Genomic DNA, 5619 nt, shown 5'->3' with positions numbered 1-5619 from the left:
CGGCGAGCCGCCCGCCCCCGGCCGCCGCGACGTCCGCCGGCACGGCGAACCCGCGCCGCGCGGCGGCCCGGGCGAACAGCTCGGCGAAGTCGTCCTCGGCGAAGTCGCGGGTGCGGGCGGTGTCGAACGCGCCGACCAGCGCGGGGTTGGCGTCGAACAGCCGCCGGTCGCCGCCGGGGCGGCACAGCGCGACGACGTCCAGCGCGGGCGATCGGGCCATGAGCCGGCGCAGCTCCTCGACGGCGGCGGCGCCGCACCGCTCGTGCGCGGCGAGCCGTTCCAGGTCGTCGACGACCAGCAGCATCCGGGCCTCGACGCAGTCGCGGACGCGGGCCTGGAGCCACAGCACGGCGTCGCTGACGCCCAGCGACGCGAACACCTGGTCGGAGATCCACATCGCCTCGCGGACGGCGCCGCCGGCGGCCAGCCGCCGCTCCACCAGCTCGGCGGCGGTGCCCTTGCCGGTCCCGGCCGGGCCGGTGATCAGCAGCCGGACGGGCCGCTCCCCCGCGAGCCGCGCCGCCAGGGCGTCCGCGACGGCCCGCGCGAGCTCCGGCTGCCCGACGAGGACGTCGTCCGGCGGCCGCCCGTCCGTCCCCGCCCGCCCGTCCTTCCCCGCCCGCGGCTCGTCCCCCGGCGCGCCCGCGTCCTCGCCCGTCGCGCGCCGGCCGGCCGGGAACAGCGCGTCCCCCAGCGGGTTGACGACGCGGCGCGCGGTGAACAGCCGCCGCACGTCCGCCTGGAACGCGCGGACGGGAACGCGGTCGCGCGGCGCGACCGGCGCACCCGGCAGGCCCTGCACGGCGCCGGTGATCCGGACGGCCATGTCGAGCCACGCGCGGGCGGCGTCGGCCTCGCCCGCGACGAGGGCGAGCGCGAGCCGGTCGCGCACGTCGTGCCGCCACGGGTCGACGGCGAAGTCGGCGCGGAGCGCGCGCAGCCGGTCCTGCAGGTCCGCGTGCCGCTCGGTGCCGAGGGTCACGGCCAGTTCGGCGGGGGCGGTCGTGGCGTCGGCGGCGAGCAGCAGCCGGGCGAGCGCGTCGTCCGCGCCCTCCCCGGAGCCGAGGGCGTCGCGCAGCCGTTCGTGCGAGGCCGCGAAACCGTCGCAGGCCCAGCCGAGGTAGCCGACGGGCCCGGCCAGCTCGGGCAGGACGGCCAGGTCGCCGTCGGTCAGGGCGGCGGCCCAGGAGTCCTCCAGCAGCGGCTTGGGGACGGTCAGGTCGGACTCGTGCAGGACGGGGTCCGCGGCGCGCCGGTCGAAGATCTCGATCAGCGCGCGGCGGCGCCGCTCGACGGGCTCGAGCCCCTCGAACACGTCCAGGCCCGCCCGCGCGAGGTCCAGCATGAGGGCGCGCAGGGCCGGGTCGTCCCCGGCGGGTTCGGCCAGCCACAGGCCGGGCGGCCGCCACCGCCCCGCCTGGGAGAACCAGGCGAGGGGGTCGCGGACGCTGGGTTCGGGCGCGGCCATGAAGTCCGCCAGCACCTCGTAGTCGACGTCGCCGCGGGAGCCGCCGCGCAGCGCCGACGCGCCGAGCAGGAAGGTCAGCAGGGACCACAGTTCCGCCCCGGCGGCCGTGGTGCCCTCGTTGTAGAAGTCTCCGTGGCGGCGCGGCAGCTCCACGACGCGCGGGTCGTCGTTGAACGCGACGGCCCGGTCGCGCAGCTCGTCGTACAGGCCGTCCGGGACGCGCCAGGGACCGTGCGCGTACACGTCGAGCACGGGTTCCTCGGTGAGCAGCACTTCGAGATGGTCCGGCAGCCGGGGGGAACTCACCTGGGGGTCCTTCTCCTACGCGAGGGGGCGGGGCGGCACGTCTGGTGAGCACCCTATGGCCCCGGTGACGCCCGACACACGCGCCGGCGACATGCCCGGCCGGGGTGGGCTGGTGCGAGAATTTGTCATGTGTAAAGTAAATGCCGCCATCGACCGCAGGAGGAGGCACCGCGTGCGACCGTTCGAAGTCACCGCCCGCACGGAGAACGGGCGCGCCGTCGTCCGGCTGTGCGGGGAGCTGGACATCGCCACCGCCGACACGCTGCGCCGCGGGCTGCGCGACGCGCGGCGGGACCACGGCGACGACCTCGTCCTCGACCTCAGCGACCTCGAGTTCATGGACTCCGGCGGCCTGTCGGTCATCGTGGCCTGCTACAAGGCGGCGACCGCCGCGGGCGGCGGCGTGACGCTGGCCGCCCCGCGGCCGATCATCCGCCGGGCGCTGGAGATCACCGGGCTGCACCGGCGGATGCCCGTCCACGGCACGCTCGACGAGGCCCTCGCCGGGACGCCGGGCGGCGGGAGGCCCGCCGGCGCGCCGGACGGCGGCGGCGCCCCGAACACCCGGAGCGCCGCCCACTCCGATCCGGTCTGACGGCCCGGCCGCCCGTCAGAGGGGCAGCGGCGTGGGCCGCTTGGGATCGCGGCCGTCGCCGGACGAGCGTCCGGTGACCCGCCGCCCGATCCACGGCAGCAGGTAGGCGCGCGCCCAGTGCAGGTCCTCGCGGCGGGAGGCGAGCCAGTCGGCCCGCTCGAACGGCGGCCAGGGCTCGCGCCAGTCGCCCTCCACCGGCAGCCCGATCACCTCCGCGACGCGCAGCGCCATGCGGCGATGGCCTTCGGGCGACAGGTGCAGCCGGTCCTCGTGCCAGGCCCGGGGGTCGTCGAACACCCGCAGCGACCACAGGTCGACGACCGTGCACCCGCGGCGGTCGGCGATGGCCCGCAGGTGCATGTTGTAGGTGGCGCCCTTGCCCCGGATGCGCCGCCCGTTGCGCAGCCCGCGCGGGTCGAACCCCGTGAAGATCACCACGCGGGAGCCGGTCGCCCGCAGCCGCCGCACGGCGTCGTCGAACAGCACCGCGAGCGCGTCCGGGTCCGCGCCGGGCCGCAGGATGTCGTTGCCGCCCGCGCAGAACGTCACGAGGTCGGGGTTCATCTCGACGGCGAGCGGCACCTGGTCGTCGACGATCTGGCGCACCAGCTTGCCGCGGACCGCGAGGTTCGCGTACCGCAGCCCCGGATGCCGCGCGGCGAGATGCTCGGCGAGCCGGTCCGCCCAGCCGCGGAACCGGTCGTCCTCGCCCGGGTAGGGGTCGTTCAGTCCTTCGGTGAAGCTGTCCCCGAGGGCGACATAGGTGCGGACCTCGTCCGCCGCCCCCGTCGCTGAATCACGTTCGATCACGTCGAACAATGATGCATCGTACACACGACCTACGCGACCGTAGGGAGCGCGCGTGTGAACGAACAGACACGATCGCCCCCGCCTCCCCGGTCACGAGACGGCCGGTGACGCCGACCGCGGCGCGCGTACGGCACCGCACGGAACACGCGGCCGCACCGGGCCGCGAGGATCGACGTCACCGTCCCAGGGGGTTCCAGGGGGCCGCCCCCTGAGGAATCACGTCCAGCTGGGCGAGGACGTGCCGAGGGGGCCGGCCGGGGGCGCGGGCGGGGCGGCGGGCTGCGCGTGGGCGCCGGCCGTGGCGTGCACCGTCATCGCGTGCTGCACCAGCGTGATCAGCACCTGCTTGGTGGACTCGCGGCTGCGCGCGTCGCACTGCACGATCGGGACGTGCGCGCTGATCGACAGGGCGTCGCGGATGTCCTCGATCGCGTACTGGAACTCGCCGTGGAACCCGTTGACGCCGACGACGAACGGGAGGCCGAGCTCCTCGAAGTAGTCGACGGCGGCGAAGCAGTCCTCGAGCCGGCGGGTGTCGACGAGCACCACCGCGCCGATGGCGCCGCGCACCAGGTCGTCCCACATGAACCAGAACCGGTGCTGCCCGGGCGTGCCGAACAGGTACAGGATCAGCTCGCTGTCGAGCGACACGCGGCCGAAGTCCATCGCGACGGTCGTGGTGGTCTTGTCGGGCACGGCCGACAGGTCGTCGACGTCCGCGGACGCGGCCGTCATCACCGCCTCGGTGGTGAGCGGCATGATCTCCGAGACCGAGCCCACGAACGTCGTCTTGCCGACGCCGAACCCGCCGCCGACAACGATCTTGACCGAGGTCAGCTCGGCCTCGCCGGCGGGCGGCCCGGGGACCTGGTCAGAGCTTCCGAAGGCCACTGAGCACCCTTTCTAGCAGGCGGATGTCCGGCTGACCGCCGGCGGTGGTGGAGGGCTGCGACTGGTGCAGGCGCAGCAGCCCCTCGACGGCCATGTCGGCGACCAGGACGCGCGCCACGCCGAGCGGGATGCGCAGCAGCGCCGACACCTCGGCCACCGACCGGGCCTGCCGGCACAGGTCGATGATCGCCCGGTACTCCGGGGTCAGCACGGCCACGTCCCGCGGCGGGTAGGGCGCGGCGGTGACCAGGGCCTCGATCGCCAGGTCGTACCGCGGCTTCGTCCGTCCGCCGGTGACGGCGTACGGGCGCACCAGCGAGCTGGCCTCGCCGTCGTCCTCCTGCGCGGGCGCCCGTCCCGGCACCGGACGCGGGGGCCGGGGCTCGCCCGGCCAGCCGCCGGGGCCGCCTCCGTAGGGACTGCCTCGATCCATGTCGCTGACCTCCGTCAGAGTCAGTCAGGGTCAGTAGCGGGCGGGCCCGGTGCCCATCTCGGTCACGGACGTCCCGTGCGCCTCGGCCTGCCCGCGCAGGGCCGGGCTCAGCACGCGGCCGACCCGCTCCACCAGGAGCGTCATCTCGTACGCGACCAGCCCGAGGTCGCAGTCGGGGGCCGCGAGCACGGCGAACACCGAGCCGTTGGTGATCGACATGACGAACAGCAGCCCGCGGTCCATCTCCACGACCGTCTGGTTCACGCCGCCCGCGTCGAAGATCTTCGCGGCGCCCTGCGTGAGGCTCATCAGGCCGGACGCGATCGCCGAGAGCTGGTCCGCGCGCTCCGGCGGGAAGCCCGCCGAGTAGGCCATCGGCAGACCGTCCGAGGAGACCACGACGGCGTGCGCGACCTTCGGGACACGGTCCGCGAAGTTCGTCACCAACCAGTTGAGATCCTGCCCGCTCACCGAGCGCCTCCTGTCTCGCCGTCGTCCTGGGACGGCGCCTCACCTGACGTGCCTCCGCCGCGAGTCTCGGTGCGGCCCCGATTGACACCGCGCTGCAGGCTCGCGAAGCGGTTGCGTACGACGTCGGCCGACTGGCCGAATCCCTGCTGCTCTTCCGGCCGGTCCTGCGCCGGCCCGTCCTGGGCGGGCGCGCCCTGGGCGGCGCCCGCGTCCCGCGGCGGACGGCCCGCGGTCGGGTCCGCCGTCGGCACGGTGGGCGGCTGCGCCGTCCCGCCCGGCTTGCCGACCGCGCCCGGCACGCGGTTCTTGCCGGGCACCCGCTTGGGCAGCCCGACCGCCGTGCGCTTCTCCGCCACGGGCTCGCGGGCGGCCTCGGCGGCACGGAAGCCCGCGTCCGCCGGGGACTCCCAGCCCTTCACCGGATCCTCGTTCACCGTCTCCCCCGACCTGCGCTGGAACCATTCCGACTGCATCGCGTCGAAGATCGGTGAGCGCGCGGGGACCCGCGGCGGCCCGCCGGCGGGTTGCGGCGGCGCGGAACGCGGTCCGGGCGCGCTCTGCGGCGGCGCGGCGGGGGCCTGCGCCGCCCGGTCGAACATCGACGGCTCGGGCGCGGGGCCCTCGGCGGCGGCGCGCTCGACGGCG

The 5619-nt window shown here is 75.7% G+C and carries 6 protein-coding genes and 1 pseudogene; 1 reads left to right on the top strand and 6 read right to left on the bottom strand.

Annotated elements, in window-relative coordinates; all coding sequences use genetic code 11:
- Positions 1 to 1774 (bottom strand): DEAD/DEAH box helicase family protein (locus ACFQ11_RS36830; protein ID WP_378307442.1); only part of this gene is annotated, 1774 nt, incomplete at its 3' end.
- Positions 1775 to 1946: 172 nt separating this feature from the next.
- Between ACFQ11_RS36830 and ACFQ11_RS36825 the strand changes: the two genes are divergently transcribed.
- The gene (locus ACFQ11_RS36825) at positions 1947 to 2369 is read left to right on the top strand and encodes an STAS domain-containing protein (protein ID WP_378307440.1); all 423 of its coding nucleotides are present in this window, start codon (positions 1947 to 1949) and stop codon (positions 2367 to 2369) included.
- Positions 2370 to 2384: 15 nt separating this feature from the next.
- Here the strand turns inward: ACFQ11_RS36825 and ACFQ11_RS36820 are convergent, their stop codons facing one another.
- The 5 genes and pseudogenes from ACFQ11_RS36820 to ACFQ11_RS36800 form a co-directional block, all read right to left on the bottom strand.
- Positions 2385 to 3188 carry an SGNH/GDSL hydrolase family protein gene (locus ACFQ11_RS36820; RefSeq protein ID WP_378307438.1) on the bottom strand — a complete coding sequence of 268 codons (804 nt, stop codon included), beginning with the start codon at positions 3186 to 3188 and terminating at the stop codon, positions 2385 to 2387.
- 207 nt (positions 3189 to 3395) lie between these two features.
- Positions 3396 to 4016 carry a GTP-binding protein gene (locus tag ACFQ11_RS36815; RefSeq protein WP_378307444.1) on the bottom strand — a complete coding sequence of 207 codons (621 nt, stop codon included), beginning with the start codon at positions 4014 to 4016 and terminating at the stop codon, positions 3396 to 3398.
- Between the two features lie 34 nt (positions 4017 to 4050).
- Positions 4051 to 4503 carry a DUF742 domain-containing protein gene (locus ACFQ11_RS36810; RefSeq protein WP_378307436.1) on the bottom strand — a complete coding sequence of 151 codons (453 nt, stop codon included), beginning with the start codon at positions 4501 to 4503 and terminating at the stop codon, positions 4051 to 4053.
- A gap of 30 nt (positions 4504 to 4533) precedes the next feature.
- Positions 4534 to 4974 carry a roadblock/LC7 domain-containing protein gene (locus tag ACFQ11_RS36805; RefSeq protein WP_378307434.1) on the bottom strand — a complete coding sequence of 147 codons (441 nt, stop codon included), beginning with the start codon at positions 4972 to 4974 and terminating at the stop codon, positions 4534 to 4536.
- Positions 4971 to 5619 (bottom strand): annotated as a pseudogene (locus ACFQ11_RS36800) (hypothetical protein); the annotation flags it as partial. The pseudogene ACFQ11_RS36800 and the gene ACFQ11_RS36805, both read right to left, overlap by 4 nt.

It is taken from the genome of Actinomadura sediminis, from assembly GCF_042675525.1.
Lineage (GTDB): Bacteria > Actinomycetota > Actinomycetes > Streptosporangiales > Streptosporangiaceae > Spirillospora > Spirillospora sediminis.
Note: the sequence above shows the minus strand (reverse complement) of the source record. Positions and strands in the feature narration are given on the sequence as shown.

What these genes read in the sequence shown, in the direction of transcription:
- ACFQ11_RS36810 (WP_378307436.1), bottom strand. Translation starts at nt 4,503, where the DNA reads ATGGATCGAGGCAGTCCCTACGGAGGCGGCCCCGGCGGCTGGCCGGGC.